A 23,619-nucleotide genomic window follows, 5' to 3' on the forward strand; every position below is an offset into this window, starting at 1 on the left:
CGTCAGCGTGCGTCGATGCGGTCGCGCCCGTTCTTCTTCGCCGCGTACAGGGCCCGGTCGGCGCGGTCGAAGGTGTCGACCCGGCTTTCGCCGGGGCGGTATTCGGTCACCCCGAAGCTGGCGGTGCGCGGCCCCACGGTGTCGAAGTCGAAGGCATTGATGCGGGCCTGCAGGTCGCGGGCGGCGGCCACGGCCTGGTCGGCCCGGGTCTGCGGCAGCAGCACGAAGAACTCCTCGCCGCCGATCCGCCCCGCGGCGTCCGCCTTGCGCAGGTGTTGGCGCAACAGTTCGGCAAACTGACGCAGCACCGCGTCGCCGACGCTGTGGCCCCAGGTGTCGTTCACCGCCTTGAAGTGGTCGATGTCCATCAGGATCACCGAGAACGGGTGGCCGTAGCGCTCGGCGCGGGCGCGCTCCTCCTCGAACCGCTGTTCGATGTGCGCGCGGTTCCACAGCGAGGTCAGCGAATCGATCTGCGCGGAATGAGTCAGCTCGCACTGCTGCAGGAATGTGGCCTTGAGCGCGCGTTCGAGGATGAAGGCGGCCAGCACCCCGAACGAGAAGGCCGCCAGTACCCAGAACAGATGCAGCTGCACCAGCCCGGTTGGCATCGGCAGCTGAACCGTGGCGGCAATCACCAGGGCGACGATCGCTCCGGCCGAAATCGAGGCCTGACGCAGCGTCAGTCCCGATACCGTGAAGGTCCAGATGATGCTCAGGTAGATCTCGGGGGCGAACACCAGGAACTGCGGCGAGCCCGCGTTCAGGTGCAGATTGGCGGCGTTCGCGACCACCGGCGCGATCATCAGCAATGCCCACATCCAGCGCTGCAGGGAGGCCCGCAGGCTCATCGCCGCCACCGCCAGCAGCATCCCCGGGACCAGCAGGGCATGGGCGAAGACGCGCAGGCCGGCCGCATCGGCGTCCACCGTCTGTTCGATGCCGGCGTACAGCAGATACATCGCGGCGGTCAGAAGCGCGATGTAGCGAACCTGCGGGATGCGCGTGGCCCGCAGCCAGGCCGAGAACGCGTGGCGGGTCGCCTCGTCTTCGCCGTGCAGCGGATCCAGTCGGGCCCGCAGTGGTCGTTCCGTCTCCAAATTGACCCCCCGTTGCGAGACCGGCCTCCGCCGCCGGTGTGCCACCGGGGCACCATGGGCCCGCCACCATCATGATGCGGGTATTCACCGGAAAATGTCAGCCCGGCAGGAGCGATGGCCTCGCCTGGCGGGTTGACGCTGTGGGCCCGCTTCGGTAGGAAGAATGTCCATTGTCCGTCGGGTTTTCCGTCGCGGGCAATCACTCACGGTCGAGGTCCTTCCATGTTGCGAATCCGAACCCTCCCGGTGCTGTTTCTCGTGCTGGCCGTCGCCGGTCCCGGCTCCGTGGCGCTGGCCTTCGAGCGCGGCGATCCCGGGGACGTGGCCGTGCGTTCGGCCGAGCTGCGCGAGGCGCCCGGTCATCTGAGCGCGATCCGTGGTCATCTCGATTACGGCACCCGAGTCGAGGTCAGGGACCATAGCCAGGGATTTCTGCGGGTGCGCAGCGAGGCCGGCGAGGAGGGCTGGCTGCACCCGTCCGCGCTGAGCCGGGATCCGGTGATCCTGACGGAGGACGGAGACGACGTTGAACGGGACGCGGACCGCGACGAGATCGCGCTGGCCGGGCGCGGCTTCAACGAGGAGGTGGAAGAGCGCTATCGCCGTGAGCGCGGCCTGTCCTTTGCCCCGGTCGACCGGATGGAAGCCGGGGGAGCGGATCCCGAGGATCTGAGGGCATTCATCGAGCAGGGCGAGCTGCATCTGCCGGGGGGTGAGTGATGCGGGTCTGCAACGGATCATCCCTGCTGCCGTTGGTGTTCCTGGTACTGTCGCTGGCGCTGCTGGCGGGTTGCCGCACGGTCGCTTCGGTGGGTGCCGAGCTGGGGACCCGGACCGGCGTGCTGGATGCGCGGCAGGCCGAAAGCCTGCGCCAGACCGGTGAGCTGGCGGAGCGCAGCATGGAGGACTTCACCCCGGAGCAGGAATATTTCATCGGCCGCGCCGTGGCGGCCCGGGTGCTGGAGGACTACGCGGTCCTCGATGATCCGGCCGCACAGGCGTACCTCAACAACCTGGGCGGGGTCCTGGCCCTGCACTCGGAGCGCCCGAGCCTCTATCAGGGGTATTCCTTCCGCCTGCTGGATTCCGACGAGCTCAATGCCTTTGCCACCCCGGGCGGGCATATCTTCATCACCCGCGGCATGGCCCGGCTGGCGGAAACCGAGGACGAACTGGCGGCCATCCTCGCGCACGAGATCGCGCACGTGCAGGAGCGTCATGGCCTGCAGGCGATCCGCAGCTCGCGCGTGACCGCGGCGCTTACCAGTGCGGCGCTGACCGGGGCGCAGCTGGCGGGGGACGATGATCTGCGCGAGCTGACGGACATCTTCGAGGACTCCATCGACGACATCACCCGGACCCTGTTCGTGAATGGCTATTCGCGCGAGTTCGAGCGCGAGGCCGATGCCGGCGCGGTGGCCATCCTCGAGCGCGCGGGCTATCGCCCCGAGGCGCTGACTCGCGTGCTGGAGCGCATGGATGACGAATGGGACCCGCAGGGCCCGGGATTCGCCCGCACCCATCCATCGCCCTCCAGGCGCATCGCGGAGCTGGGGCTGGAGCCGGCGGACTCGCGCAGCGAGGCCCGGGCCGAGCGTTTCTCGCGGTTCCGCGCGGCCCTCTGACGGCGACTCCGGATGTCCGCCAGCTCCCGCTCCGGAGGCCGTTTCCGGCGGGCCCTGATGACCGGGCTGCTGGCGGTCCTGCTGGCCCTGGTGGCGGAGCAGTCGGGCTGGGTCGACGGTCCGGAGCGGGCGGCCTACGACCTGCAGGCGCGCCTGCTGGCCGGGCTGATGCCTCCGGACCAGGACGACGAGGTCGTGCTGATCCTGGTCGACGAGCAGAGCCTCGAGTGGGCGCTGGATACCCAGGGCCAGGGCTGGCCATGGCCGCGCGAGTACCCGGCGGTGATCGCCGATTTCGCCCGTCGTGCGGGGGCCGCCTCGCTGACCTTTGATGTGCTCTACACCGACGATTCCCGTTTCGGCGTGCATGATGATCGGCGGTTCGCGCGGGCCGCCGCGGATTTCGGTCCGACCGTTTTCGCCGCGCTGTACGGCGAGGAGGCCGCCCGCCACGACCGGTTGCCGCAGGACGCGCCCGTCTCGTCCGCGACGGTGGAGGTCGAAGGGGCCGGCAGCGCCACCTTCCCCGCGTTTTCCCGCGCGACCTTCCCGGTGACCGAGCTTGCGCAGTCGGCGGCGCGCATGGGCAACGTGCACATCACCCCGGATCCCGACGGGGTCTACCGCCGGGCCCCGCCGATGACCCGCTTCGACGGGGAGCTGGTGCCGGGTCTGGGGCTGGCGGCCTTTCTCGCGGGATCGGAGGAGTCGCCCGGTCTGCGGCTGGAGGACGACGGGCGGGCGCTGCGGGTGGGTGACCGGCGTCTGCCGCTGGACCCGGAGGGTCGCCTGATCCTGCGCTTCGAGCGGCCGGGTGCGGAACGTACCCGGCTGCGGGCGGCCGCGGTCATCCAGAGCGAACTGCGGCTGGCGGCCGACGCCGGGGCTGATACGCCGATTGACCCCGCAGAACTCGAAGGCCGGCACGTAATGGTGGGGCTGTCGGCGGCCGGACTGTTCGACCTGCGACCGCTGCCGCTGGATCCGCGTGCGCCCGGCGTGGAGTTCCACGCGACCATGCTGGAGAACCTGACCGCGGGGCGTTTCATGCGCGAGGTCGACGCCACCCGGGCGCAGGTGCTGGTGGGCCTGCTGGCCTTTCTGCCGGCCTTCCTCGCCGGGCTGGGGCGCAGCAGCGCGAGCACGGCCCTGGCGATTGCGTTCGCCCTGGTGGCGCCGGTGTTGCTGTCCGGCTTTGCGCATGCCGGCGGGGTCTGGCTGCCCCTGGTCGTGCCGCTGGTGGCCGGGCTGACGGGGACCGTGGGGGCCGCGGTCTACAACTATGCCCGCGAAGGCCGTGAACGGCGCTTCATCAAGGCGGCCTTCGCGCAGTATCTCAGCCCGCAGGTGATCGAGCGCCTGCTGGAGGAGCCCGATCGCCTGAAGCTGGGGGGCGAGCGCCGCGAACTCACCATCTTCTTCAGTGATCTGGAGGGCTTCACCAGCCTCAGCGAGCGGCTGTCACCGGATGATCTCACGCGGCTGCTCAACGAGTACCTGACGGAGATGACCGACATCCTCACGGCCTGTGGAGCCACCATCGACAAGTACGAGGGGGACGCGATCATCGCCTTCTGGAACGCGCCGGTGGATGTCCCCGACCATCCGCGGCGGGCGGTGGAGGCGGCGCTCGAATGTCAGCGGCGTCTGGCGGCCATGGCACCGCGCCTGCGCGGGCGGGCCGGACGCGATCTCGCGATGCGCATCGGTGTGAACACCGGCGAGGCGGTGGTCGGCAACATGGGGTCGCGTACCCGTTTCGACTACACCATGCTCGGTGACGCGGTGAATCTGGCCGCGCGGCTGGAGGGGGCCAACAAGGTCTTCGGTACCTACACCCTGATCGCGGAGAGCACCGTACGGAAGCTCCCCGAAACGCTGTATTGCCGCGAGCTGGGCGAGATCCGCGTGGTCGGACGGGCGCGCCCGGTGCGGGTCTACGAACCGGTCGCGCGGCTGGCTCTGGATGCGGCTCCCGAACGCTACGAGGTCTTCGCCCGGGCGCTGCAGACGCTGCGCCAGGGTCGGGTGGAGGAGGCGCGAGCGCTGTTCGCGAGCATTGCCGACCGGGACCCGCCCGCGGCACGCTACGTCGAACGTTGCACGCGATTGCTGGAACGGGGCGAGGCCGGCGACGGCGTCTGGGAGCTCGACGCGAAGTAGCCGCGCCGCGTTCAGAGCCCCTGGCGCAGGGTGCCCAGCAGCTGGTTCAGGCTCGCGTCGATGTCCATCTCGACGATCGTGGTGATGGATACAAAGTTCTGCATGGCATTGATGTTGGCGTCGCGCCGCGATGCCAGGCGTATCCGCTCCATCAGGGCACGGTTGACCGTGTTCAGCTCCCGGTGCAGTTCCTGCAGCCCCTCCATGTCCCAGTCCGGCGGTGCTTCGCCCTCCCGGCGGTCGAGGTACTGACGGACCAGATAGGTCCCCGCCATGCGGTACAGGGTTTCCTCGAGGGTGGCGAACGGCAGGTGGAATTCCGCCAGCGGGCGCAGCCGCGACAGGATCGGGCAGGCGCCCGAGGCCATGATCAGCCCGAACAGCGAGCGCAGGAATTCCTGGACGTCGCATTCCTTAAGATAGCTGCGTACGGGGGTGTCCACGCGGCCCCGGATGCGTTCCACCGACGGGCTGTCGACGAAATGCCGGGCGATATCGGCGAACTCGATGGCCGCCGGGCAGTATTCCACGGTCCGCGCGTCCAGCGGACAGTTTTCGCACAGTCGGCATTCCAGACGGGTCCAGTCCGGATGGGCCTCGTCATTGTGGCGCGCCGGGTCCCGCGAGCGGTGGATATCCACCTGGTAGCACCACTCGCTGCCGTCACTGCGTTCCAGGCGATAGATGATTTCGCTCATCGCTTTCTCTTCCCGCCGCTTTCACCGTGTTTTTGTGAAGCCTATCACGCCTCGCCGGGCCTGCCGTTCTCCGCCCTCGCGGGCCCCGGCTCGTGCCCCCTGCAAACATGCAGGTAAGTTCGCGCGGTCCGGCTGCTACACTTCGGGAAGGCGTCGGCGGCTGCGGGCGACCTGCCACTGAGGGAGAGAAAAAGGGGAATCATGAACGAGACAACCAGTACGACCGGCGTGCGCGAACTCATCGAGCCGGTTTATCGCGGCAAATTCTGGATGCAGCTGATCGGGGTCATGCTGATCCTGTCCGGGGTGCTCACGGCCCTGTCGATCATCGGCATCATCGTGGCCTGGATCCCGATCTGGGCCGGCGTGGTGCTGATGCAGGCCGCCGGCAGTTTCGCCCGCGCCTACGAGCGCGATGACGAGCTGGAGGCGAAGAATGCCATGGGCCGGCTGCGCACCCACTTCACCATCATGGGCGTGCTCCTGCTGGTCTACATCCTGCTGATGGTGCTGGGTTTCCTGTTCGGCATCGGCGCGGGGATGATGGGCATGAGCGAGCTTCAGGGCATGTAACCCGGGCAGTCGGGCCGCCAGCCGCGGCCCATTGCCTTTTGCGGCCCGTCGTCATAGCTTCTCCGGTATGTCCATCGTCCAGAACGGAGGTTCGTGATGACCCGCTCGCCAGCCGTGCTGTTCGCCGTTTCGCTTGTGCTCCCCGTTCCCGCGCTGGCCGGGCCGGATGCCGGTGAGGCGGAAGCCGATGCCTTCACGCGTGCCTACGCGGATTCCTGCCTGAGCGGAGTGAGCGATCTGGAGGCACTGCGGGCCGAACAGGAGGAAGACGATCTGCTGCGTCCGGAGCTGGCCGCGCCGTTTCTGGGCGGACAGGAAGGCGAAGCCTGGCGTCTGGAGTCCGAGGCCGGGCGTTTCGTGCTGGCCCTTCCCGAGGGTGACACGTTCTGTGCGGTGCACGCGCGTCGCGCCGATGTCGAGCATGCGCACGAGGCGTTCGTGCGTCTGATCTCGGAGGCCCCCGACCCGATCGAGGCCCGTGAGGTCCGCGATGACACCCGGGAGGTGCCGGGGCGCGGCCCGACGCGTACCGTATCCTGGGAATGGGCGGTGCCCGAAGCCCCTCTCAAGCAGCTGTTCACCCTGAGCCTGGCCCCGGCCGACGATGACGGCCGGGGCCAGCTGATGGGGTCGGCGGCCCTGGTGACCGCGGACGACGACTGATTCGCTCCGGGGCCGTTGCTCACCCCGGGGCACACTGGCAACACCCACCAAAGAAGGGAGTCATTATGGCAAGTGGACTGGCGAAGGCCGGCGTGGCCGTCGGTGTTGTGGTACTCGGCGGAGCGGCCTGGGCGGGCGGTGACCGTCTGGTTCAGGCGCAGGCGCAGAACAGCCTGCAGGAGGCGCTCGACCGCTTCGAGGCGGATGCCGCGGCGGTGGACGAGTTCGACGTGATCCGGCTCGCATATGACCGGGATGCCGGGACGGTCGATTATCGCTTCCGCTACCGCCCGGAGTCCGACAACCCGCTGCACGAGCCGCTGGCGGAGCTGCAGGGCACGCCGGAGCCGAGCGTGAGTGCCAGTGGTCGCATGGAGGTCGAGGATTACGGCCTCGCCCGCTGGGTCAGCGGCCAGCCGTTCCGCGCGGCCGGTACGCTGCCGTGGGCCGAGGCGGTGGCGGCCGACCTGCCCGCACTGGAGCAGGGTCACTGGGCCACGCTGGAGGTCGCCCATCGCCCCGGGGGCGACACCCGCATCCAGCTGCAGGGCACCGGTTATGACGGCGATCTGCTGATGGCCGGCCAGCATCGCATCGGCGAGCTGTCCTGGGACGCCTGGGAGGCCTCCGCACAGATCGCGGGCGAGGCCGGTATGCAGGCGCTGCACGTCGAGCTGCCCCGGGCCTGGGTCGGCGTGCCGGGCGAGGTGGATCTGCGGATCGACGGCCTGCGCATGCGCGGCGACAACCTGGTCATCGTCGACTCGCTGCTGGTGGAAGGCGATTCCGAACTCGCGCTGGACGGGATCGAGGGTGAGTTCGACGACGGGTCTTTCCGCATGCGCGACCTGCGTCTGGCGGGGGTGACCCGCGAGACCGACGGCCGTTCGCGCAGTGACCTGAGTCTGGAGCTGGGCGAGACCCGGGCGGAAGGCCTGACCGGTCTGCAGCAGTTCCACGCCGAGCTGCATCTGGACCTCGATGCCGCCTCCGTCCGCGAGGCCGGGCGTCTGGGCCGCGAAGTCGAAGCCGGCCTGCATGCGCTGGAGGATGTGGACGCCCTGTATCAGCAGTGGCTGATGGATACCGCCTCGCACGGCGCCGCCCTGGAGCTGCGGGAACTGCGGGTGGTGGACGCCCGGGGCGATGCCCTGGACGGCAGCCTGACGCTGCGGGCCGGCGAGATCCCGCCAGCCGCCTGGCAGGGCCCGGGATTGCTGGAGTATCTGTCGGGTTCGTTGCAGGCGGGCGTGGACCGGGGGCTGATCCGTACCTCGGTGCGCGAGGACATGGCCCTGCGTGAGCCGCATCGGCCGGCGGCGGAGGTGGATCGCGAGGCCGAGGAAATCGTGGCCATGCTGATGCAGGGCGCGCGCGAGTTCCCGCTGTTCACGGTGGAGGATGACCGGGTCCGGCTGGACGTCGAGGTTGCCGAGGGCATGATCGTGGTCGATGGCGAGCCGATGATGGCGGTCACCGACCTGATGATGCTGCTGCAGGGATAGCGATCAGGCGATCTGGTATTTTTTCATGCGGTAGAGCAGGGTGTCGCGGGTCAGGCCCAGCAGGCGGGCGGCCCGCGACCGGTTGCCCGCGGTCTGTTCCAGGGCCTGGCGGATCAGGTCCATCTCCAGGCGCTCCAGGCTAAGCCCTCCCGGCGGGATCACGAACGGCCCGCCGGCCTGGTCCTGCGGGGTCTGCAGCCAGGCATCGGGCAGATCGCCCGGGTTGACCTCGGCACCGCTCATGAAGATTACGCAGCGCTCGACCAGGTTCTTCAGCTCGCGCACGTTGCCGGGCCAGGGCCACTGGCCGAGCCAGCGCAGCAGTGCGGGCGTGAACCGCGGCGGTTCCACGCCGTGGTGTTCCGCCAGTGTGACGCGAAAGTGTTCGGCCAGACGGCGCACGTCTCCCTGGCGGCTGCGCAGCGGCGGCATCTCCAGCGGCACCACCTGCAGGCGATAGTACAGGTCGGCGCGGAAACGCCCGTCGGCCACGCGCTGCTGCAGATCCTGGTGGGTCGCGGCGATCACGCGAACGTCGATCTGTTCCGCCTCGGCCGCGCCCAGCGGCTGGCATTCCCCGTTTTCCAGAAAGCGCAGCAGCTTGGCCTGGGCCCCGGCCGGGAGTTCGGCGATCTCGTCGAGCAGCAGCGTGCCGCCATGTGCCTGGCGCACCAGCCCCGGTTGATGGTCGTTCGCGCCGGTGAAGGCCCCGCGGCGGTGGCCGAACAGTTCGGACTCGACCAGTTCTTCGGGCAGGGCCGCGCAGTTTACCGTGACCAGCGGTCCGTCCGGGCGCCGACTGCGGGCATGGATGTGGCGCGCCAGGTGTTCCTTGCCGGTTCCGCTCTCGCCCAGCACCAGTACCGTGGCATCGGTGGCCGCTACCATGCTGGCCTGACGCAGCACGGCCTGCAGCTCGGGCGAGCTCCCAACGAAATGTTCGGCGGTATTTTCGGCTGATTCGACCAACATCTCCTCCCGGCCGCCACGCGCTTGCGACATGACTGCATAGCCTGCCCCAGAGTCCGTGCCCGGGCAAGGGACTCCGTACGCGTCCGGTTCGCAACTGCGGCGTTTCACCCCTCCGCTGTGGCAAATCCCGCACCGGTCCCGGGGGCTGCCGTGTGTGCGTGGCGGTTCCGGCCACCTCCGTGGTGCTCCCAATGGTGCTTCGGGCGCCGCAGTCCGCCATTCCGGTTTCCCGTCGTTGTTGGTGCCCGTACCTGGCCCCTACCTGGCCCGGTGCTTGCTGGCGAGTCGGTCGCACGACACCAATGACAAGAACAAGGACGGAGAGAAATCATGAAGCATTTGCATGGATTCCGGTGCCGCTGGATCCCCCTGGCGATCGCCGGTGCCGCGGCCGCGCCCGTGGCGGCCGCAGGGCCTTCTGCGCCGCAGGCCGGGGATCCGGCGCGGCTGGCGCCGGTGGTGGTAACGGTTCCCGCCATGGAGGGGCCCGGGCGGGTCAGTACCGATCCACGCCAGCCCCGGCTTCCGTTGCCGGCGCATGATGGCGGGGCGTATCTGGCCTCCATCCCCGGATTCGTGACCAGCCGCAAGGGCGGTACCAGTGGCGATCCGGCCCTGCGAGGCCTGGGAGGCTCGCGACTGTCGCTGCTGCTGGACGACGATCCGGTGCTGGGCGGCTGCGGCGGGCGCATGGACCCGCCCACGGCGTATGCCTATCCGCAGGCCTTTGACCGCATCGAGGTGAGCAAGGGTCCGCAGAGCGTGCGGCACGGTGCCGTGTCGGGCGGTACGGTGCGTTTCGAGCGGGACGCGCCGGTGTTCACGGAGGCCGGGGAGGTCACCGGATTTGCGGGCCTGACCGTCGGGCGTTTCGATCGCACCGACCTGGTGGCGGATGTGGCGACCGGGTCCTCCGCAGGCTATCTGCGTGCCATCGGTACCTTCTCGGATCAGGACGATTACCGCGATGGCGATAGCAACGAGGTCCATTCGCAGTATTCCCGCTGGAGTGGCACCGGGATCGCCGGCTGGCGCCCTGACGAGCAGACCCTCATTGAGTTCACGTATGACCGTTCCGACGCGGAGGCCGCCTACGACGACCGTGGCATGGACGGCGTGCGATTCGACCGCACCGGCTACAGCCTTGCGCTGACCCGCGATGATCTCGCGCCCTGGTTCGAGACCCTGGAGGCGCGGGTCTTCCGCAACGAGATCGACCATGTCATGGACAACTATACCCTGCGGGAGCCGCCGGGCATGCCCATGGTCAGCTACCCCGAACGCATCACTGAAGGGGCACGGGTGGCCGGGGACTTCCTTCTGCCGCGGGGCATGGTCCTGCATGCCGGGGTCGATTACAGCCGTAACCGCCACAGCGGGAACCGCCTGATGGGGCCGGACGCCTTCGGGTGGCGCGATGTCGCCCGCGAGGATACCGCGCGATTCCGCGACGCAGGGGTGTTCGGCGAACTCGAGATCCCGCTGGATGCGCGGCGCCGCGTGGTGAGCGGCCTGCGGGTTGACCGGACCCGGGCCGAGGCGCAGCGCGACGGCTTTGGTGGCGCCAGCGACGGCGACCGCGAGCGTGCGACCGCCACCAGCGGTTTCCTGCGCTACGAACAGGAGCAGGCGCAGCGGCCGCTGGCCTGGCACGTCGGGATCGGACGTTCGGAGCGTGCGGCGGATTTCTGGGAACGCCGGCGGGTATTCGATCTGGATACCGAGGTCCTGACCCAGCTGGATGCGGGCATTGCCTGGAACGGGCCGCGCCTACGTGCCTCGCTGTCCGGTTTCTACGGCGAGTTCGACGACTACATCCTGGTGGCGCAGCCCGGGGATCGCACGCGCAACGTGGATGCGCGGACCTGGGGCTTCGAAGTGGACGGCGCCTGGGAACTGACGTCGGCGTGGACCGTGAACGCGAGTGCCGCCTGGGTGCGCTCGGAGAACACCACGGACGACGTGCCCCTGGCGCAGACCCCGCCGGCGGAAGCGACGCTGGGTGCGGAGTATGCGTCGGGGACGTATTTCGGCGGGCTGCAGGTCCGCGGCGTGATGCGTCAGGACCGCATCCACGAGGATCACGGTACGATCTACAGCCTGGACACCGGAGAGACCTCGGGCTTTGCCACCGTCGCGCTGTACGGCGGGGTGGAGCTGTTCGGGAACTCGCAGCTGACCGTGGGCGTGGACAACCTGTTCGATCGCACCTACAGCGAGCATATCCAGCGCGGCAGTGCCGAACTGGGAGCGGCCACCCGGCCGGTCAACGAACCCGGGCGTACCGTCTGGGCCCAGTGGAACGTGGAATTCTGAGAGAGGGAGACATAAGCAATGACCAACATCTCGCAATATCAACGCCCCGGGCGGCTGGCCCTGGCCGGTGCCGTATTCCTGGCACTGGCTGCCACCGGCGTGACGGCCGGAGAACATGCGCATGGCGCGGACGAGACCTTCGCCTGCGACTGTCCGGAGGGCCTGGAAATCGTGTCCGAGCCCTGGGTGCGCATGATGCCGCCGGGCATGGGCTCGACCGCGGCGTATCTGACCCTTGCCAACCATACCGACGAGGACATCGAGCTGGTCCGGGGCGAATCGCCGGTCGCCGGGGTCACCGAGCTGCACGACCACGTGCAGGATGACGCGGGCGTGATGCGCATGCGCGAGGTCGAGGCCATCACCATCCCGGCCGGCGGGAAGACCGCGCTGGAGCCGGGTGGCCTGCACGTGATGCTGATCGATCTGCACGAACCGCTGGAGCGGGATCAGCGTGTGTCGGTCACCCTGGAGACGGCCGCGGGCGAAACCGCGCGCTTCGAGGCCACGGTGCGCGATGGTGGCGGGGCGCGCCATGGCCACGGGTCCGGCCACCACGGGCACTGAGGATTGATCCAGATCGTTGTGACCCTCCGGGGGGTGCGGGCATACTCCATCCCGTATGTCCATTCACGGGGGGAGCATGAACGAGCATTCCGAGGGAAGGGGCGAGGGCCGCGACCGTAACGGCCCGCAGGGCACCATGCTGTTTCAGCGCGGCGAACTGCCCGAGGCCCCGCCGGAGCCCGCCGGCACCGAGGTCGAGGAGAGTGACCTGCCGGTGCTGGTGGGGATCGCCGAGCCGTTCAAGCAGCAACGCCTGCTCATGCGCCCCGGCCGCCATTCGCTGGGGCGTCAGTCCGACAACGACATCGTCCTGCAGGAGCCGAGCGTGTCCTCCCAGCACGCCTGGGTCATCAACGAGGACGGCGAATGCCGGGTGATGAACCTGCTCTCCACCAATGGCACCTGGGTCAACGGCGAGCGGGTGCACGAGGCCACGCTCAGGGAGGGCGACCGCGTGCGCTTCGGCGGGGCCGAATTCGTGTTTCATCACCGGGATCATGCCGGGGCCGGTCTGCCCCTGGCCGGCCGCCGTCCGCGCTGGCGGGCCTGGCTGGCGGGCGGTGCCGCGGTTCTGGTGGTGGCTGTGCTGGTGCGGATCGGGCTGGAGGTCCTGGCCTGATCCATGCGCCGCTTCGGCCGGTACGAAGTAGGGGAGGAGCTGGGCCGCGGCGCGATGGCGACGGTCCATCAGGGGTATGACCCGCAGATCCGGCGGACCCTGGCCATCAAGATCCTGCATGACGACTACGCCTGCGATCCGGAATACCGCCAGCGCTTCCTGACCGAGGCCCGTGCCGCGGGTACGCTGACCCACCCGGGTATTGTCACGGTCTTCGACGTGGGCGAAGCCGAGGGCCGGCCGTTCATCGCCATGGAGCTGGTGGAGGGGCAGACGCTGGATGCCTACGCCGAACAGTTCCGTCCGCTGCTGCTGCGCAATTTTCTCAAGGTGGCGCAGCAGCTGGCCGAGGCGCTGGACTATGCTCACCGCCATGGCGTGATCCACCGGGACATCAAGCCGGAAAACATCCTCGTCACCAGTGCCACGGTCAACATCAAGGTGATGGATTTCGGCATTGCCGAGACTTTGTTCGACCCCGAATGGCGCGCCGAGGACCACACCGCGTCGGCCGGGACCCCCCATTACATGGCCCCCGAGCTGATCCGCGGCGGTGATGCCGACGGTCGCAGCGATCTGTGGTCGATGGGCGTGGTGCTGTACGAACTGCTCACCGGGCATCGGCCGTTTCTCGATGGCGAGGCCGGTCGGGTCCTGCAGCGGGTCCTGGAAGAGCCGGTGCCGGAACCCCGGCCGATCATCCGCGACTGCCCGGAAGACCTGGTCGCGGTGGTGCGCCGGCTGCTGGAACGCGACCCGTCCCGGCGGTATCAGTCGGCCGCCGAGCTGCTGGTGGATCTGCAGCGCATCGAGGACGAGCGCGCCGAACGCGAACGCGCCGGTGCGGGGCGCCGCATCGTGCCCCTGCGCCTGCGCTGGACCGCGGTGATGGGGGCTCTGGTCGCGGTCACCCTGGCGGTGGGTGCCTTCCTGGTGCAGCAGAAACAGAACGAGGTGATGACCGACCTCGCTTTCGATTACGGCTCCACGCTCGCGGGCACCATCGCGGTGGAGAGCGCCGAGGATCTGCTGCTGGAGGATTCCATCGCGATGCAGGCGCGCCTGCGGGACATGCAGGCCAACCGCGAGATCGAACTGCTGTCCGTCAGCGACCGGCACGGACGTATCGTCGCCAGCTCCGACCCGGACGCGCTGGGCGAGCCGCGCAACGAGCCGCCGGCCGAGGATCTTCTGCTCTCGCGCGACGGGCGCACGGTATGGTCCACCGCCGGTCCGGACGGCAACGACGTGTTCCTGTTCGAGGCGCCGGTGCGGTTCCAGGATTTCGAACTGGGACATCTGCAGGTGGCGCTCAGTACCTCTTCGCTGCAGGAAGCGGGGCGCACCACCATGATGGCGCTGCTCATGCTGACGGTGGTGACCGTGCTGGCGGTGCTGCTGGGCGTCTATGTCTTTGCCCGGCGCCTGCAGGTGCCGATGGAAACCCTGCGCGGCGCGCTGGACCAGATCGCTCAGGGGCGGCTGGATACCCGTATCCGGGTGCGGCGGCGGGACGACTTCGAACGCGTATTCTCCGCCTACAACGCCATGGCGGATTCGCTGGAAGCGCGGGTCAAGCGGGCGGCTGCGGACCCGGCGCCGTCGGGGCACAAGGACGATGCCTCCGCCACGCGGACCATGCCGGTGGCTCCACCGGAACGGCCGCCCGGCGCGGACCCGGGCGGCGACGAACGCAGCGGATAGTCCGTTGCGGTCCGGCCGCCGGCCGGTTACTCCATGTTCTCCAGGCGCCGCTGCAGCTCGCGGGCGCGCAGGCGATAGCCTTCCGCCGCGTCGAAGTCGGGATCGAGCTCGAGCGCGGCATCCCACAGCTCAATGGCCCGCTCGAGTTCCTGGTTGCGGTAGTGAACGATCGCGGCGGAGTGCAGGGTCTCCGCTTCCGCGCGCCGCAGACGCGCCAGTTCGGTTCGTGCCGGTTCGCGCCCGGGTTCCGCCTCGAGTGCGCGTTCCAGCCAGTCCCTGGCCGCGTCCGCGTCGTCCCGGTCTCGCGCATCCAGGCCGCGCTGTTCGTAATGGGCCGCCGCGGCCTCCCGTTCCAGCGGGTCGAGCCAGTCGTCCCAGGCCTCCCCGGGGGCGGCCTCCCGGGCGGCCCGTGCGGTCTCGTAGGCCGCTTCGTGACGCCCGGCGTCGAGGTCGGCGCGGATGGTCATGCGGTAGGACTCCCCGCGTTCGCCCGAGCCGTCTTCCGCGCCTGCGTCCAGGGCCTGCAGCTGCTCGTCGAGATCGGGGGTGACCCCGGGCTCGCCGGCGTCCTGCGGGTCGGCGGGCGGGGGAACGCGCAGCTGCTGACCGACGGTCAGGTGTTCCGGCCGCCGGATGTCGTTGAGCCGCGCCAGGATCAGGAACTGCGTGGCGTCGCCGGTGTAGCGCCTGGCGATCAGACCCAGGGTCTCCCCCGCCTCCACGGTATGCCGCGTCTCGCCGTCGGCGAGCAGCGTTTCCGGGTCTTCCGTGAGCTGACGCTGCAGCGAGCGCGCGGTGGGGTCCTCGGGGCGGGATTCCCGGAACCGCTCCAGCATGGTCTCCGCCCGGTCCCATTCGCCCGCCTGCAGCCGGCTCAGGATAGCAGCAAGGGTCGGCGGTGAGGCATGTTTTTCGTCCGACCGGGCCGCTTCCCGCGGTTCATCCGTCGCTTGCGGGTCCTGGGTCGGTTCCGGGTCTGCGTCCGGTTCCTGTTCCAGCATTGCACAGCCGCCCGTCAGGGACAGCAGGGACAACAGCAACAGCGAGCGGACGAAACGGGAGGGGGCCATCGGACGATCCATTATGTGAACGGCTTCACTGTTTATACAGTATACGGGTTCGGTGATTTCCGTTCATCCGCCGCCGACCGGCCAGAACAGGATCGCCAGCACCGCCAGCAGGATGATCCCGCCCAGCAGCGTCGAAGGCACCAGCGACCCGCCCCGATGGCGCAGGCGGTCGAAGCCCCGGGGGGCGCCACTGCGCCAGGCGGCCACGGCGATGTTGTCGCCGCGCGGGCCCCCGCGCCTGGCGGCTACCCGCACCGCCTCGTCGAGCCCGCGGGACAGGTCATCGGACACCAGCAGGCCCGCCATCTCCGCCGGCTCGATCTGTTCCCAGAAACCGTCGGTGCACAGCAGGAACGCGGAGTCCGGATGGCGTTTCGCGTGTCCGTGGTCCAGGCGCAGGCCTCCGGGCATGCCCAGCGCCGCGAGCAGGTGGTTCTGATCCGGGTGGGTGGCCATCTCCTCCTCGCGGATCATCCCGGCCTCGAACAGCTCCTGCACCCGCGAGTGGTCGCGGGTGCGTTCGATCAGGCGCGTGCCACGGAAATGCAGCAGGCGGCTGTCGCCGCAGTGTACCCACCACGCACCGGACTCATCCACGAACAGCACCACCAGGGTAGTCCCGGGCGGGGCGGTGTCGTCGGCGATTTCCGCGCGCAGGGCGTCGTGGGCCGCGCGGGCAACGGTTTCCAGCCAGCGGGCCGGACGCGTGGGCATGCCGTTGCACTGCTCCCAGTGCGCCTCGATGGTGGCGATGGCGGTATGCGAGGCCCAGGCCCCGGCCGCGTGGCCGCCCATGCCGTCGGCGACGGCCAGCAGTGCGCGGCGACCGTCGTCGGAGACCCGGACGGTGACGGCATCCTGCTGTTCGGGGCGCGCCCCGATGTCGCTGGCGGAGGCGGTTTCCATGTCGAGTCCGGCGGGAGGGATGAAGACCCTGCCATGATGCCGGTTTCGGGGATTGCGGGACACCCCCGGGCGGGAGAGTACGAAACGGATGACACGGCCCCGGTGGCATCCGGGGCCGCGGAGGATCCGGACGGATCCGGGCGGGGTCAGTCGCTGCGGTGGATCTTGTCGGCGTTCATCTCGCGGCTCCACGGCAGGCCGGAGTTCTGCCAGCCGTTCTTCAGGCGGAAGCCGGCGCGTTCGCCTTCGCTGATGGCGTCGCCCTGGAAGCCGTTGACCACGTAACGGGCGTTGGGAAAGCCGTTCTCGCGCAGGAATGCCGCGCTGGGCTCTCCGCGTTCGCTGCCGGAGCGGCACATGGTGATGATCGTGGCGTCGCGGTTCAGACCGCGCTCTTCCAGCGCCGCGTCGATCTGGTCGACGAAGTCGGGGTTACGCGAGGGGTTGAAGCGGTTCTTCTCGTCATCCCAGTCGTGGCGGTCCACCAGCAGGAAGGGGATGTTGAGATCGACCTCGTCGGTGAAGCCCACGAACATGATCTCGACCGGGTCGCGGACATCGATGAACAGGACGTCATCGCCGTCTTCCTGCACCAGGTTGTAGGTCGCCTGCGGCGAGATCCCGAATTCGTGGACGTCGTCGGCCACGGCGGTGGCGGGCAGGGCGAGGGCCAGGCCCAGAGTCAGGGCGGCGAGGGTACGCTGCATGCTTCTCTCCAGTATTTATTAGGGAATCCTAATATAAATGCAGCGCCGTGACCCCGGGAAAATGACCCGGCCCCCGAGGGGGTATGAGGCCGGGGCGGATCAGCCGGTCGCCCCCAGCCAGAATTCGATGGAACGCCCGAGGAATTCCTCGGAGGTCATGTAGTGCGAGCCGTCACAGGAAAAGGTCAGGCTGACCATGCCGTTGAACAGGTTGAGCGACGCGGAACGCAGATACACGGTGTCGTCGGCGAAACGCAGGGTCCGCAGGCCGTCCAGCACCCGGCCGATGTCCCGTTGCGGGATCAGTGCCTCCTCCGGGTAGGGTTCGTGGGGGAAGGCCAGACAGACATCCGGATCGGCCAGCGACTCGTGGGTCAGGATGCGGTAGCGGTACGGATCCTCGGTGGTCCACAGGGTCGCGCGCGAGCTGGAGAAGTGGAACACGCCCTGGAACACGCCGCGCTCGGTGAACAGCTCCTCCAGGATGGCCAGCGCGGTGTCCATGTTGCGGTCCATCAGGCTTTCGGTGCGGCTCTGCTGGAACAGCGTGCCGCGGATCGACGGGTCGCCCTTGATCTGACGCCACTCGCTGGATTCCTCGTACAGGTCCTCCGACAGGTCCGGCAGGTTGCGCAGGTCGAAGTCCGCGCCGAGGAAACCCAGGGCCCGGCCGTTGTCGTCGCGGACAAGCTGCAGGGCGGTCAGCGACGGGCGCCGCCCCAGCAGGCTGATATAGGCCTCGGACAGCAGGAAACCGTCGGCCGGCACGGCCTCCTTCATGTACGGCCGCTGCGAGCGGTCGCGGCCGAAATGCTCGGGCAGCACGCCGCTGCGGGAGATGTTGTCGGACAGCTGGATCCCGCGGGTGTTGAGCGCGTACATGAATGTGGCCTCGGGGATCCGCCGGATCCCGTCCTCCAGGATCGAGTCCAGTTCCTCGCGCCGGGGCCAGGCCGGCACCAGGCGCGCCGCGATCCCGCTCAGCGGCTCATGCAGCCGCTCTTCCAGGTACTCCCGCTGGTGCTCGATGGCCTGTTTCAGTTCGTTCATGGTGCGTTTCCGATTCCTTTTGGTGCGCGCGCATTATCCCCGAACCGGGTTTTCACAGTCGTGACCGGCTCTCCCGAGCATGCACCGGTTTTGTCAGCAGGATTCGTGCCCGCTGTCAGCTCCGCGGGTCTTTCCGCCGGCGCGAGCGCCGCCACAGCCAGGCGCCCCCGATTACGGCGGCCAGCAGCAGGGCTGCGGCCGCGGGCCAGACATGCTCCGGCGAGCTCAGGTAATGCAGCAGGGAATGGCCGTCGCCATGACCATGCCCGGGGTGTGCAAGCGCCGGGCTGGCGGCCAGGGCCAGGGCCAGGGGGACAAGAGTGAGGCGACTGAGGCTCATGATCGGTCTCCTGTTGCTGCGTAAACGGGCCGGACAACGATAGCGCGTGCGGGAGCGGCTTTCAGCAGATGCGCGGGAGCTGTTCTCCGGCCGGCAGGACCAGCCTGCGTTCCACGCCGGTGGCCAGGCGACGAATCACCGCGGGGTCACCGGCCGCGGCCCGGCCGATGGCGACCGCGTCCCGGGTCTCGGGAACGGATCGCAGGACCGCGAGCGCCTGCCCCGCGTGATCTTCCGGGGCGGACGCGAGGAACCGCCCCTCACAGGCCGAGTGCAGCGGGTCCAGCCCGAGGATCTCGCAGGCCCCGCGCACGTCTTCGCGTACGGGGATGGCCGCATCGTCCAGCACCAGGCGGCAGCCGGAGGCCTCGGCCAGCTCCTGCAGCGCGGCCAGCGTGCCGCCGCGGGTGGGGTCGCGCAGTGCATGTACCGGCACACCGGCGTCCAGCAGGGCCGCCACGCCCGCGGCCACCGACGCGCTGTCGCTGGGAACCGGCGGCTCGAGGCCGAGGTTCTCGCGGGCGGCGAGGATGGCCACGCCATGGCGCCCGAGATCGCCGCTGGCCAGCAGCACGTCGCCCGGCCGGATCGCGCTCGGTTCGATGCCAACTCCGTCCGGGACCACGCCCGCGCCGCTCGTGTTGATGTAGACCCCGTCACCATGCCCGGCCTCGACCACCTTGGTGTCGCCGGCCACCACCTGCACACCACATTCTTCGGCGGCCGCGCTTACGGAGGCGAGGACGCGGCGCAGGTCCTCCAGCGGGAGCCCCTCCTCGAGGATCAGCCCCAGCGTCAGCCACAGCGGACGCGCCCCGGCCATCGCCAGGTCGTTGACCGTGCCGTGCACCGCGAGGCGGCCGATGTCGCCGCCGGGAAAGAACAGCGGCCGCACCACGAAGCTGTCGGTGGTCATGGCCAGGCGCCCGCCCGGCGCATCGAGCACGGCGGCATCGGGGGCGCCGCAGGCGCGGGCGCCCAGGGCCGGCAGGATCACCTCGTCCAGCAGCTTCGCCTGCAGCCGGCCCCCGCCACCATGCGCCAGCCGCACGACCTCGGCGGTCATGTTTCGCCCCGGTAGTGGAGGTAGGCCGCGCAGGCCCCCTCGGAGGAGACCATCGGCGCTCCCAGGGGGTGATCCGGGGTGCATTCGCGGCCGAAGGCCGGACAGTCGGTGGGTCGACTCAGCCCGCGCAGCACCTGGCCGGCGATACAGGGACCGTCTCCTCCGGATCCGGTCCCGGCCAGGTCGAAGCGCTTCAGGGCATCGAAGCGCGCGTATTCCGGACGCAGGCCCAGCCCGCTGGCGGGCAGGCGGCCCATCCCGCGCCACTCGCGTTCCACCGGCTCGAACACGCGGGTGACCGCATCGCGCGCGGCGGCGTTGCCGTCATCGCGGGCGGCGCGGTCGTAGCGGTTCTCCACCCGCGCTTCGCCGCGTTCCAGTTGCTCCACGCAGGCATGGATCCCGGCCAGCAGGTCCACCGGCTCGAAGCCGGTCACCACGATCGGGACCCGGAAGCGTTCGGCGATCGTCCGGTAGACGGTTGCACCTTCCACCGTGCAGACGTGTCCGGCGGCCAGAAAGCCCTGGATGCGACTGTCCGGATCGGTGAGCAGGGCCTCCATCGCCGGCGGTACCAGCGAGTGCGAGACGAGCAGCGACAGGTTGGACAGCCCCAGGGCCTCGGCCTGCAGTACCGCGAGCGCGGCGGCCGGGGCGGTGGTCTCGAAGCCGACCGCCAGCAGCACCACCTCGCGCTCCGGGTGTTCGCGCGCCAGGGCGACCGCATCCAGCGGCGAGTAGATCACGCGCACCTCCCCGCCGGCCGCGCGCGCGGCGTTCAGGTCGCCCAGCGCGCCGGGTACGCGCAGCATGTCGCCGAAGGTGCACAGCATCACCTCGGGGAGGCGGGTCAGCAGCACGGCCCGGTCCAGGGTCTCGGTGGGCGTCACGCAGACCGGGCAGCCGGGCCCGTGGAGCAGCTCGACCGAGTCGGCCAGCAGCTCGTCCAGCCCGTGGCGCAGGATCGCGTGGGTCTGGCCGCCGCAGACCTCCATCAGCGTCCAGCGCCGGGTGCAGGCCGCGCGGATCGCCTCGACCTGCTGCAGGATCAGCGCCGGGTCGCGGTATTCGTCGAGGTGCTTCACGGACCCTCCGGAGCGGACGGATCGTGCCCGGGGATCTCGCGCAGGGCGGCCAGGGTGCGTTCGGCGGCCGCCTCGTCGACGGTGGCGATCGCGATGCCGGCGTGCACCAGCACGTAGTCGCCGGGCCCGGCCTCCGGCGTACAGGCCAGCGACACCGTGCGCGCAACCCCGCCGAAGGCCACGCGGGCCTGGCGGAACAGCGGATCGTCCGCTTCCTCCACATGGTCGATGCGGCCGGGGATGGCCAGGCACATGGTCTCAGTCTCCGTCGGTGGTTCGCACGGGCGAGGTCGCCCGTCTTGCAATCACGGCCTGGCCGGTCGCCAGCCCGCCGTCGCCGGGCGGGATGCGCTGCGGCCAGAGCGGGCGGAAACCGGCCGCCCGCAGGGCGTCCACGCATTGTTGCAGCAACCACCGATTCTGGAAGCATCCGCCGGTCAATGCCACGGTTTCCCGGTTATTGGCGCGGGCCGCCGCGACCGCGAATCCCGCGAGCGCCCGGTGCAGCCGCGTGGCCATGCGTGCGGGCGCGTCCAGCGGCCGCGCCGCGCGTTCCGCGAGCAGGGCATCGACCAGCGGGGCCCAGTCGCCCTGCCAGGGTGCAAGGTCGGTATCCAGCGGGATCGCGTCTGTATCGCCGTACTGTGCACCATTGTCTGCGGGCCCAGCTGCCTCCGCGGCTTCCTGCACGCGCAGCGCGGCCTGGCCTTCGTAGCCGGCGGCGATGCGCAGGCCGCTGAGTGCCGCGACCGCATCGAACAGCCTTCCCGCACTGGAGGTCACCGGGGCGTTGATCCCCCGGTCCAGGCAGGCGAGCAGCGGCTGCCATTCCGCTGCGGTGAACAGGGCGCGCGCGGGACTGGCCTCGAGGGTCGCGCGATCGCCGTGGTACCGGGCATGCAGCAGACCCAGCAGCGCGCGCCGCGGTTCGCGCATCGCGGCCTCGCCTCCGGGCAGGCGGAACGGTCGCAGATGCCCGCTGCGGCGCCAGCTACCGTCACGGTCGAGGTTCAGGCACTCGCCGCCCCACAGCGTACCGTCGTCGCCCAGCCCGGCCCCGTCCCACACCAGGGCCAGCGCCGGTTCGCGCACGCCGTGCTCCGCGAGGGCCGCCACCGCATGGGCGTGATGATGCTGTACCCGCGTGAGCGGCAGGTCCCGGGTTTCGGCCAGGCGTGTGGACGCGTAATCCGGGTGTCGGTCGCAGGCGATCCGTTCGATGTCCACCCCGCAGAGTTCCCCCAGCGCCCGGGCCTCGCCGTTCAGCCGCTGCAATGCCGCATCGCTTTCCAGGTCGCCGACATGGGCGCCGACCACCACTTCGTTCGCGAGCGCCAGGGCGGGCGCTGCCTTGAGCTGTCCGCCCAGCGCCAGGGTGACCGGCGCGGGCGCAACCGCGGGCTCCCCCGCAGGCAGTGGCACACGCGTCGGCATGCAGCCGCGCCCCAGTCGCAGGCACTGGGGTTCGCCGGCGGCGACCTGGAACACGGAGTCGTCCAGCGCCCGTGCGACCGGCCGGTCGTGATCCAGGATCGCGTCCGCGATATCGCCCAGCCGGGCAACCGCCTCGTCGCCTTCCACGCACAGGGGCTCGCCGCTGCGGTTCCCGGAAGTGCAGACCACCGGTTCGCCGAAGTCGTCCAGGAGCAGGAGGTGCAGCGGGGTGGACGGGCGCATCAGTCCGCGACGTCCGAGCCCCGGGGCGACCCCCTCGGCCAGCGGTGCCTCCGGCCGGCCCTCGACCAGTACGATGGGGGCCTCGGGGGATTCCAGCAGCGCCCGCTCGACATCGTCGATGCGGGCGAGCGTATCCGTTTCGGCCCGACCCGGCAGCATGATCGCCAGTGGTTTCTCCGGCCGCTGCTTGCGCCGGCGCAGCCGCGCGACCGCTTCCGGTCGGGTGGCATCCACCAGCAGCTGGAAGCCGCCCGTGCCCTTCAGGGCCAGAATGCCCCCTTCGCGCAGGATGTCCACCCCCGCGCGCAGAGCGGCGTCGCCGGTGCTCCGCGCGTCCCCGTCCGGCGTGCGCAGCGTGAGTTGCGGGCCGCACTCCGGACAGGCCATGGCCTCCGCGTGGAAGCGCCGGTCCTCCGGGTCCTCGAATTCGCGGAGACACGCCGGACACAGGGCGAACCCGGCGAGCGTGGTCCGCGCCCGCTCCCAGGGCAGGTCGGTCGTGATGCTCCAGCGCGGTCCGCAGTCGGCACAGGCGGTGAACGGATAGCGGAACCGCCGCGCAGCCGGATCACGGATTTCGGCCCGACACGCCGGGCAGGGCGCGCGGTCGGGGGCCAGTGCGGGAACGCCCCCGCCGGCGGCATGATGGGTGCGGACGTAAAAATCCGCATCCCCGAGCGGCGGAATCGTGGTGGCGGTGATCAGGTCCACGCGTGCGGCCGGCGGGCCGTCCTCGTCCAGGGAACGGCGGAACGACTTCAGTGCCGTCTGCGGCCCTTCGATCTCGATCACGACCCCTTCCGCGGTGTTCGCGACCGCCCCCGTCAGCCCCAGCCGACGCGCCTGACGGGCGACGAACGGCCGGAAACCGACGCCCTGTACCCGGCCTGCGACGATCAGGCGCCAGCGCGCACGACCGCGGTCGTTCACACCACGTCCAGGTTCCGCAGCAGGATCTGCTGGGCTTCGGGGTGGGTGTCGTCGTCCGAGGTCTCCACCTCCAGTTCGGCGCCCTCGGCCACTGTGCCGCGGGTGCCGTCCTCGAAATGCTCGCGGAAATGCTCCGGCGTGATATGCGACAGCGCCCCCAGCCACACCCGGACCCGGGTCACGCGCTCGGCATTGTTGTCGGCCGCCACCTGCTCGATCTTGCGCAGCAAGTCGGCCATCAGCGAATGTTCGTGCATGGTTCAGTGTCTCCCCGTCCCGGTTT

General features: G+C 69.8%; 23 protein-coding genes. 10 read left to right on the forward strand and 13 right to left on the reverse strand.

All coding sequences use genetic code 11. The annotated features are described in order from the left end of the window. Nucleotides 1-2: 2 nt before the first annotated feature. Nucleotides 3-1,100: a diguanylate cyclase gene (locus tag F790_RS0103880; protein WP_019590880.1), complete on the reverse strand. Its 1,098-nt coding sequence runs from the start codon at nucleotides 1,098-1,100 to the stop codon at nucleotides 3-5. 222 nt (nucleotides 1,101-1,322) lie between these two features. On the opposite strand from F790_RS0103880, the gene F790_RS0103885 reads away from it, so the two are divergent. From F790_RS0103885 to F790_RS0103895, 3 genes are read left to right on the forward strand one after another with little or no spacing between them, the layout of a single operon-like run. Continuing rightward, entirely contained in the window at nucleotides 1,323-1,820 is a 498-nt protein-coding gene (locus F790_RS0103885; protein ID WP_231364934.1) for an SH3 domain-containing protein, read from the forward strand. After that, entirely contained in the window at nucleotides 1,820-2,725 is a 906-nt protein-coding gene (locus F790_RS0103890) for a M48 family metalloprotease (protein ID WP_019022586.1), read from the forward strand. Before F790_RS0103885 ends, F790_RS0103890 begins: the two co-directional genes overlap by 1 nt. 57 nt (nucleotides 2,726-2,782) lie before the next feature. Continuing rightward, nucleotides 2,783-4,888: a CHASE2 domain-containing protein gene (locus F790_RS0103895; protein WP_019590881.1), complete on the forward strand. Its 2,106-nt coding sequence runs from the start codon at nucleotides 2,783-2,785 to the stop codon at nucleotides 4,886-4,888. A gap of 11 nt (nucleotides 4,889-4,899) precedes the next feature. On the opposite strand, the gene F790_RS0103900 is transcribed toward F790_RS0103895, so the two are convergent. Next, nucleotides 4,900-5,586, reverse strand: a complete 687-nt coding sequence (locus F790_RS0103900) for a hypothetical protein (protein ID WP_019590882.1) — start codon at nucleotides 5,584-5,586, stop codon at nucleotides 4,900-4,902. Between the two features lie 201 nt (nucleotides 5,587-5,787). Here F790_RS0103900 and F790_RS0103905 point away from each other — a divergent pair, with 201 nt between their 5' ends. The 3 genes from F790_RS0103905 (at nucleotide 5,788) to F790_RS0103915 (ending at nucleotide 8,327) form a co-directional block, all read left to right on the forward strand. Further along, the gene (locus F790_RS0103905) at nucleotides 5,788-6,159 is read left to right on the forward strand and encodes a DUF5362 family protein (RefSeq protein ID WP_018868833.1); all 372 of its coding nucleotides are present in this window, start codon (nucleotides 5,788-5,790) and stop codon (nucleotides 6,157-6,159) included. Between the two features lie 96 nt (nucleotides 6,160-6,255). After that, a complete protein-coding gene (locus F790_RS0103910) occupies nucleotides 6,256-6,822 on the forward strand; it encodes a hypothetical protein (protein ID WP_019022589.1) in 567 nt (188 codons plus the stop codon). Nucleotides 6,823-6,887: 65 nt separating this feature from the next. Further along, a complete protein-coding gene (locus tag F790_RS0103915) occupies nucleotides 6,888-8,327 on the forward strand; it encodes a DUF945 family protein (RefSeq protein WP_019590883.1) in 1,440 nt (479 codons plus the stop codon). A gap of 3 nt (nucleotides 8,328-8,330) precedes the next feature. Here F790_RS0103915 and F790_RS0103920 read toward each other — a convergent pair whose 3' ends face one another. Next, nucleotides 8,331-9,299: a sigma-54-dependent Fis family transcriptional regulator gene (locus F790_RS0103920; RefSeq protein ID WP_019590884.1), complete on the reverse strand. Its 969-nt coding sequence runs from the start codon at nucleotides 9,297-9,299 to the stop codon at nucleotides 8,331-8,333. Nucleotides 9,300-9,629: 330 nt separating this feature from the next. Between F790_RS0103920 and F790_RS0103925 the strand changes: the two genes are divergently transcribed. The 4 genes from F790_RS0103925 (at nucleotide 9,630) to F790_RS0103940 (ending at nucleotide 14,505) form a co-directional block, all read left to right on the forward strand. Beyond that, the gene (locus tag F790_RS0103925; RefSeq protein ID WP_019590885.1) at nucleotides 9,630-11,615 is read left to right on the forward strand and encodes a TonB-dependent copper receptor; all 1,986 of its coding nucleotides are present in this window, start codon (nucleotides 9,630-9,632) and stop codon (nucleotides 11,613-11,615) included. An 18-nt stretch (nucleotides 11,616-11,633) separates the two neighbouring features. Continuing rightward, nucleotides 11,634-12,182 carry a copper chaperone PCu(A)C gene (locus F790_RS0103930; protein ID WP_019590886.1) on the forward strand — a complete coding sequence of 183 codons (549 nt, stop codon included), beginning with the start codon at nucleotides 11,634-11,636 and terminating at the stop codon, nucleotides 12,180-12,182. Between the two features lie 76 nt (nucleotides 12,183-12,258). Then, nucleotides 12,259-12,801 (forward strand): FHA domain-containing protein, encoded by a 543-nt coding sequence (locus F790_RS0103935; protein WP_019590887.1) that lies wholly within the window; start codon nucleotides 12,259-12,261, stop codon nucleotides 12,799-12,801. 3 nt (nucleotides 12,802-12,804) lie between these two features. After that, nucleotides 12,805-14,505: a serine/threonine-protein kinase gene (locus F790_RS0103940; protein WP_019590888.1), complete on the forward strand. Its 1,701-nt coding sequence runs from the start codon at nucleotides 12,805-12,807 to the stop codon at nucleotides 14,503-14,505. A 26-nt stretch (nucleotides 14,506-14,531) separates the two neighbouring features. Here the strand turns inward: F790_RS0103940 and F790_RS0103945 are convergent, their stop codons facing one another. From F790_RS0103945 to F790_RS0103990, 10 genes are all read right to left on the reverse strand, one after another. Beyond that, nucleotides 14,532-15,575 (reverse strand): LysM peptidoglycan-binding domain-containing protein, encoded by a 1,044-nt coding sequence (locus F790_RS0103945; protein ID WP_019590889.1) that lies wholly within the window; start codon nucleotides 15,573-15,575, stop codon nucleotides 14,532-14,534. Between the two features lie 63 nt (nucleotides 15,576-15,638). Continuing rightward, nucleotides 15,639-16,481 carry a PP2C family serine/threonine-protein phosphatase gene (locus F790_RS0103950; RefSeq protein WP_019590890.1) on the reverse strand — a complete coding sequence of 281 codons (843 nt, stop codon included), beginning with the start codon at nucleotides 16,479-16,481 and terminating at the stop codon, nucleotides 15,639-15,641. Nucleotides 16,482-16,627: 146 nt separating this feature from the next. Next, nucleotides 16,628-17,188, reverse strand: a complete 561-nt coding sequence (locus F790_RS0103955; RefSeq protein WP_019022597.1) for a rhodanese-like domain-containing protein — start codon at nucleotides 17,186-17,188, stop codon at nucleotides 16,628-16,630. Between the two features lie 99 nt (nucleotides 17,189-17,287). Beyond that, the gene (locus tag F790_RS0103960; RefSeq protein WP_018868822.1) at nucleotides 17,288-18,238 is read right to left on the reverse strand and encodes a PDC sensor domain-containing protein; all 951 of its coding nucleotides are present in this window, start codon (nucleotides 18,236-18,238) and stop codon (nucleotides 17,288-17,290) included. Between the two features lie 115 nt (nucleotides 18,239-18,353). Continuing rightward, the gene (locus F790_RS0103965) at nucleotides 18,354-18,578 is read right to left on the reverse strand and encodes a hypothetical protein (RefSeq protein WP_019590891.1); all 225 of its coding nucleotides are present in this window, start codon (nucleotides 18,576-18,578) and stop codon (nucleotides 18,354-18,356) included. Between the two features lie 61 nt (nucleotides 18,579-18,639). Next, nucleotides 18,640-19,644 carry a hydrogenase expression/formation protein HypE gene (hypE, locus tag F790_RS0103970; RefSeq protein WP_019590892.1) on the reverse strand — a complete coding sequence of 335 codons (1,005 nt, stop codon included), beginning with the start codon at nucleotides 19,642-19,644 and terminating at the stop codon, nucleotides 18,640-18,642. Further along, nucleotides 19,641-20,729, reverse strand: a complete 1,089-nt coding sequence (gene hypD, locus F790_RS0103975) for a hydrogenase formation protein HypD (RefSeq protein WP_019590893.1) — start codon at nucleotides 20,727-20,729, stop codon at nucleotides 19,641-19,643. Before hypD ends, hypE begins: the two co-directional genes overlap by 4 nt. Continuing rightward, nucleotides 20,726-20,983 (reverse strand): HypC/HybG/HupF family hydrogenase formation chaperone, encoded by a 258-nt coding sequence (locus F790_RS0103980; protein WP_019022601.1) that lies wholly within the window; start codon nucleotides 20,981-20,983, stop codon nucleotides 20,726-20,728. Before F790_RS0103980 ends, hypD begins: the two co-directional genes overlap by 4 nt. Before the next feature lie 4 nt (nucleotides 20,984-20,987). Further along, on the reverse strand, nucleotides 20,988-23,336 hold the full coding sequence (gene hypF / locus F790_RS0103985; RefSeq protein ID WP_019590894.1) for a carbamoyltransferase HypF: 2,349 nt from the start codon (nucleotides 23,334-23,336) through the stop codon (nucleotides 20,988-20,990). Beyond that, entirely contained in the window at nucleotides 23,333-23,593 is a 261-nt protein-coding gene (locus tag F790_RS0103990; RefSeq protein ID WP_019022603.1) for a hydrogenase maturation nickel metallochaperone HypA, read from the reverse strand. The genes hypF and F790_RS0103990 overlap by 4 nt, the downstream gene beginning before the upstream one ends. Nucleotides 23,594-23,619: the final 26 nt, after the last annotated feature.

Origin of the sequence: Thioalkalivibrio sp. ALE20, assembly GCF_000381405.1 — a bacterium.
In the GTDB taxonomy this organism is placed as follows: domain Bacteria; phylum Pseudomonadota; class Gammaproteobacteria; order Ectothiorhodospirales; family Ectothiorhodospiraceae; genus Thioalkalivibrio.

What these genes read in the sequence shown, in the direction of transcription:
- F790_RS0103955 (WP_019022597.1), bottom strand. Translation starts at nt 17,188, where the DNA reads ATGCAGCGTACCCTCGCCGCCCTGACTCTGGGCCTGGCCCTCGCCCTG.
- F790_RS0103920 (WP_019590884.1), bottom strand. Translation starts at nt 9,299, where the DNA reads ATGTTGGTCGAATCAGCCGAAAATACCGCCGAACATTTCGTTGGGAGC.
- F790_RS0103905 (WP_018868833.1), top strand. Translation starts at nt 5,788, where the DNA reads ATGAACGAGACAACCAGTACGACCGGCGTGCGCGAACTCATCGAGCCG.
- F790_RS0103960 (WP_018868822.1), bottom strand. Translation starts at nt 18,238, where the DNA reads ATGAACGAACTGAAACAGGCCATCGAGCACCAGCGGGAGTACCTGGAA.
- F790_RS0103935 (WP_019590887.1), top strand. Translation starts at nt 12,259, where the DNA reads ATGAACGAGCATTCCGAGGGAAGGGGCGAGGGCCGCGACCGTAACGGC.
- F790_RS0103885 (WP_231364934.1), top strand. Translation starts at nt 1,323, where the DNA reads ATGTTGCGAATCCGAACCCTCCCGGTGCTGTTTCTCGTGCTGGCCGTC.
- F790_RS0103990 (WP_019022603.1), bottom strand. Translation starts at nt 23,593, where the DNA reads ATGCACGAACATTCGCTGATGGCCGACTTGCTGCGCAAGATCGAGCAG.
- F790_RS0103940 (WP_019590888.1), top strand. Translation starts at nt 12,805, where the DNA reads ATGCGCCGCTTCGGCCGGTACGAAGTAGGGGAGGAGCTGGGCCGCGGC.
- F790_RS0103900 (WP_019590882.1), bottom strand. Translation starts at nt 5,586, where the DNA reads ATGAGCGAAATCATCTATCGCCTGGAACGCAGTGACGGCAGCGAGTGG.
- F790_RS0103890 (WP_019022586.1), top strand. Translation starts at nt 1,820, where the DNA reads ATGCGGGTCTGCAACGGATCATCCCTGCTGCCGTTGGTGTTCCTGGTA.
- F790_RS0103925 (WP_019590885.1), top strand. Translation starts at nt 9,630, where the DNA reads ATGAAGCATTTGCATGGATTCCGGTGCCGCTGGATCCCCCTGGCGATC.
- F790_RS0103915 (WP_019590883.1), top strand. Translation starts at nt 6,888, where the DNA reads ATGGCAAGTGGACTGGCGAAGGCCGGCGTGGCCGTCGGTGTTGTGGTA.
- F790_RS0103930 (WP_019590886.1), top strand. Translation starts at nt 11,634, where the DNA reads ATGACCAACATCTCGCAATATCAACGCCCCGGGCGGCTGGCCCTGGCC.
- hypE (WP_019590892.1), bottom strand. Translation starts at nt 19,644, where the DNA reads ATGACCGCCGAGGTCGTGCGGCTGGCGCATGGTGGCGGGGGCCGGCTG.
- F790_RS0103950 (WP_019590890.1), bottom strand. Translation starts at nt 16,481, where the DNA reads ATGGAAACCGCCTCCGCCAGCGACATCGGGGCGCGCCCCGAACAGCAG.
- F790_RS0103945 (WP_019590889.1), bottom strand. Translation starts at nt 15,575, where the DNA reads ATGGCCCCCTCCCGTTTCGTCCGCTCGCTGTTGCTGTTGTCCCTGCTG.
- F790_RS0103965 (WP_019590891.1), bottom strand. Translation starts at nt 18,578, where the DNA reads ATGAGCCTCAGTCGCCTCACTCTTGTCCCCCTGGCCCTGGCCCTGGCC.
- F790_RS0103980 (WP_019022601.1), bottom strand. Translation starts at nt 20,983, where the DNA reads ATGTGCCTGGCCATCCCCGGCCGCATCGACCATGTGGAGGAAGCGGAC.
- F790_RS0103910 (WP_019022589.1), top strand. Translation starts at nt 6,256, where the DNA reads ATGACCCGCTCGCCAGCCGTGCTGTTCGCCGTTTCGCTTGTGCTCCCC.
- F790_RS0103895 (WP_019590881.1), top strand. Translation starts at nt 2,783, where the DNA reads ATGACCGGGCTGCTGGCGGTCCTGCTGGCCCTGGTGGCGGAGCAGTCG.